The organism is Sphingomonas sp. 66-10 (assembly GCF_001897045.1).
Taxonomy (GTDB): Bacteria; Pseudomonadota; Alphaproteobacteria; order Sphingomonadales; family Sphingomonadaceae; genus Sphingomonas; species Sphingomonas lycopersici.
This window is the reverse complement of sequence record NZ_MKRR01000061.1, coordinates 4,591-8,736: the sequence shown is the minus strand read 5'-3', so window position 1 is coordinate 8,736 and position 4,146 is coordinate 4,591. Positions and strand designations below refer to the sequence as shown.

The 4,146-nt window shown below is 65.5% G+C and carries 4 protein-coding genes; 2 read left to right on the top strand and 2 right to left on the bottom strand.

Going from position 1 to position 4,146, the window contains the following annotated elements:
* The first annotated feature begins 333 nt into the window (after positions 1-333).
* A complete protein-coding gene (locus tag BGN95_RS06170) occupies positions 334-2,676 on the top strand; it encodes a TonB-dependent receptor (protein WP_286771991.1) in 2,343 nt (780 codons plus the stop codon).
* Positions 2,677-2,695: 19 nt separating this feature from the next.
* Entirely contained in the window at positions 2,696-2,890 is a 195-nt protein-coding gene (locus tag BGN95_RS06165; protein ID WP_286771990.1) for a hypothetical protein, read from the top strand.
* Here BGN95_RS06165 and BGN95_RS06160 read toward each other — a convergent pair.
* Positions 2,887-3,501 carry a response regulator transcription factor gene (locus BGN95_RS06160; RefSeq protein WP_286771989.1) on the bottom strand — a complete coding sequence of 205 codons (615 nt, stop codon included), beginning with the start codon at positions 3,499-3,501 and terminating at the stop codon, positions 2,887-2,889. The genes BGN95_RS06165 and BGN95_RS06160 overlap by 4 nt on opposite strands.
* On the bottom strand, positions 3,498-4,146 hold a 649-nt coding region (locus BGN95_RS06155), incomplete at its 5' end, for a sensor histidine kinase (protein ID WP_286771988.1). The genes BGN95_RS06155 and BGN95_RS06160, both read right to left, overlap by 4 nt.

Here is a 4,146-nt window from a genome sequence, read left to right as displayed (position 1 = left end):
CACCTCGCCAGCTTGTACGCCGGAACTTCAACGGAGGGCGAATCGCGCCGCGATTATCCCATGTTCCGGGATCCGAAATCCGCACGTTGAACGGCCGTAATTAGGGCGCGTAGCCGCCGATCGTTCGCGATCGTTTTGCACACGCGCTCGCCTTCTGGTCGCGAATATACCAACGTAGCGTTGAACCATACCGGCCACCGGGAATAGTCCGGGATGCGAAACGGGGAGCAGCCGACAGGCCCGCACCCTGCCCGTGCCATCTCGATCGTGTCGCATCGTCCGCCGCCTCTCGCGGCGGGCGGCGGACGCGTGCTGCCTTCGGAAAGCGTCCCCGTGTTCCCATTCCCCAAATTCCTTGCCGGTTGCGGCATTTCCGCGCTCGCCATCGCCGCGTTTGGCGCTGTGGCCTCGCCCGCCCATGCGCAGTCGTCCGATGCCGAGCCGGCAGCCGAGACCTCCACACCTTCCGCCGAGGACATCATCGTCACCGCCACCCGCCGCGCGCCGGCGGGCGGCACGACGCGCCCGGTCGACGCCGGCAGCTATGCGCTGACCAACGATGATTGGTCCGATGTGCTGTCGGGTACCAGCGCGCTGGCGCTGGTGAAGAACCTCCCTGGGGTCACCTTCACCTCGACCGATGCCTATGGCCTCGACCTGTCGGACGGCTTCCTGCTGGTACGCGGTTTCCGCCAGAACGAGCTGGCGATTACCTTCGAGGGAATTCCGCTGGGCGACGGCAGCTACGGCAGCGTCACCGGCACCGCGCCGCTCAACATCGGGGTGGCCGGCGATATTGCCGCAATCAGAATCTCCCCGGGCTCGGCGAGCGTGAGCAGCTTCTCGAACACCGTGAACGGAGGCGAGATGCGCTATTCGATCGCCGATCCCAAACCGCGATTCGGGCTCGACCTGACGCAGGGGTTCGGCAGCAACAACACTTTCGTGACCAGCGCTACACTCAACACCGGGCAGATCGGTGAGGCGGGGCCGCGCTTGCTGTTCGGCGTCGAGCGGATCGCCAAGGACAAATATACCGGCGCGGGCTCGCAATATATGCTGCGCGCCAACGCGAAGCTGGTGCAGGACCTGCCGTGGGGCGACGTCACCGCCTTCTTCTCTTTCGCGCGCGCCGAGATCTGGGGGTATAACAACACCTCGTTCGACATGCTGGCGAAGCTCGGCTGGAACGGCACCGACATCTTCTATCCCGATTATGCGCGCGCGGTGTTCATTGCGTCGCCGGCAAATGCCAGCCGGTCTTGCGGCGCTTACACCTGTGGCGCGCTGGCCTCGCTCGTCCCCTATGACACCGGGCAGGCGACCGACGATTTCGTCGGCAATATCACGCATCATTTCGACCTGAGCGACCGGCTCTCGGGCAGCGTGATGGGTTATGCCGCGATCAGCAAATCGAACATCGAGATCGCCAATGTCTCGACCCCATCGCAGACCGGCGCGCCCTTCTCCGCGCAGGTGTGGCGGACGCGCCCGCAGCGTTTCGGGGGAACGATCGACCTGACCTGGAAGGGCGATCGCCACACGATTTCCGCCGGTGTCTGGGTCGAGCGCGTCTCGTCGACCTCGCGCTTCGCGTCATATAACGAGCCGCTGCCCGGGCAAGGCGCACCGCTCAGCGCGATCGGGCCGTATGACGTCTACGGGCCGGCGTTCCAGATCGCCAATGACTCGCGCTGGACGACCAAATCGTTCCAGCTCTATCTCCGCGACGTCTTCAAGCCGACCGATACGCTGACGATCGACGCCGGGTTCAAGGCGGTCGATTTCTCGACCAACGGCGGCGGTATCGGCCCCGATCAGGCGCCCAACGGGCGGCTGGCGACCAGCGATCCGTTCCTCCCGCGGCTGGCGATCGATTGGCGGCCCGATGCACGCAGCTCGCTCTATCTCGATATCGCCAAAACAGCGGTGGGCTATCGCGTCTCGTCGCGCGGCAATATCGGCCCGGTGTCGTCGGCCTGGGCGGCCGACAGCCAGGCTTTGTTCGATGCCGCACTTCCCACGCTGAAGCCGGAGAAGGACTGGAATTTCACCGTCGGCGGCTATCGCCGGTTCGGGCCGGTCAGCATCAATATCGACGCTTACTACGGCATCATCCTCAACCGCCTGCTCAACGGGACGAGCGGCCCGCAATTCAATCCGGTACGCACTGTCGGGATCGTCCCGCGCTCCGAATTGATCGGTGCGGACGCGATCATCGATCTCAAGCCCTTCGCCTGGCTGGATATTTCGCAATCGGTGTCGGTCAGCAAGCTGCGCTACCAGAGCGATCTTATCCTTGCCGGGGAAGCCACGCCGTTGAAGGGGCATTTCCAGCCGGGCTATCCGGGAGTCTCGCTGGTCACCCAGATCGCGGTGAAGCACGGCCGGTTCGACGCGGGCGCGACGAGCACGCTCTATCTCGACGATCCCTTCACCTACACCAACGACATCTACGTGCCCGATTATTGGCAGGTGAATGCGCACGCTTCCTATCGGCTGCCGAAGACCGGGCGCGTGCCCGAGCTGGTCTTCCGCCTCGACGTCAACAACGCGCTGAACCGCAACAATATCGGGTCGGTGGGAATCGGCGGCTATTCGGTCGCAGGCGACTACCAGACGTTCATGCGCTCGGCGCCGCGCCAGTTCCTGTTCAGCATCAACGCGAAGATCTGACCCGTCAGGAGAACGCCCCATGTCGCTCGATCATACCCACGCGCCGATGACGCCCCGGCTTCGGCTGCGCCTTTGGTGGCTCAAGCGGCTCGAGATGCTGCTGTTGCCGCGTCGCCGCAACAGTGATTTCGCGACGGCGCTGCTGAAGTGGGTCGATACCGAATATGCCCGCATCCACCACGATCTGCATCGCGATGGCGGCGATCAGCGCTAGGCGTGGATCCGATCATAAGCGCGGACGAGATCGGGCAGCGTCCGCGCCTCCATCTTGCGCATCACCTGCCCGCGCCGCACCTTGACGGTGATTTCGCTGAGGCCCAACTCGGCGGCGACTTGCTTGTTGAGCAATCCGCGCACCACCAGCCGCGTCACGTCGCGCTCGCCCGGGGAAAGCCCGTCCCACAATTCGCGCAGCCGCTCCGTCTCCCCCGCCGCCGCGCGGCGCGCGCGATCGATCTCGATGCCGCGGTTGATCGCGTCGAGCAGATCCTGGTCGCGGAACGGCTTGGTGAGGAATTCGATCGCGCCATCCTTCATCGCGCGAACCCCCATCGCGATATCGCCATGCCCGGTGATCATCACCGTCGGCAGCCCAAGCCCGCGTTCAGCCATATGCGCCAGGAATTCCATCCCGCTCTCGCCCGGCATCCTGACGTCGAGCACGAGGCACGAGGGCGCATCGGCGCGCAGGGCCGCTGCAAATTCCTGCGCCGAAACGAACGAGCGTGAGCGCAGCGCAACGGAGGACAGCAGGTCCTCCAGCGCCTCGCGCACCGAGCGGTCGTCGTCGACGATATAGACGATCGGGGCCACGGGATCGGTCATGCCGTTGTTTCCGCTTCATTCGCGCCGCGCGCAATCGGGAGCGTGAACAACAGGGTCGCGCCGTCCAGCTCATTCTCCTCGGCCCAGATCCGCCCGCCATTGGCTTCGACGATCGCGCGGCTGATCGTCAGCCCCAGCCCGATCCCGTCCTGCTTGGTCGTCCAGAAAGCGTCGAACAGCCGCTCGGCCTCACCCGCGCGAAAACCCACGCCCGAATCCGCCACCGCCAGCGTCACGCTCTGTCCGCCTTTGGTGAGCGAGGCGATCACCTCGATCTCATGCCCGCGCGCGGGCTCCGCCATCACCGCGTCGATCGCGTTGAGCAGCAGATTGCCGACCACCTGCCCGATCTGCACCCGATCGCCGAATACCGGCGGCAGGTCTTCGGGCAGATAGAGCCGCAGCAGGATATCGTGGCGATCGATCTGTCCGCGCGCCAGCTCGACGATCTCGAGCACCAGCGCGTTGAGATCGAACCGATCGCGCATCGGCGGCTTGCCGCTGGCGAGCCCGCGGACGCGCGCGATCACCTCGCTGGCGCGGCTCGCCTCGGCGACGATGCGCTCGGCGGCGCGCTCGGCCTTTTCGATATTGGGCGGATCGGCGGCGAGCCAGCGCCGGCACGCCCCCGCGCTGGTCACCACC

Coding starts and splice junctions, on each gene's coding strand:
- BGN95_RS06160 (WP_286771989.1), bottom strand. CDS start 3,501: ATGACCGATCCCGTGGCCCCGATCGTCTATATCGTCGACGACGACCGC.
- BGN95_RS06165 (WP_286771990.1), top strand. CDS start 2,696: ATGTCGCTCGATCATACCCACGCGCCGATGACGCCCCGGCTTCGGCTG.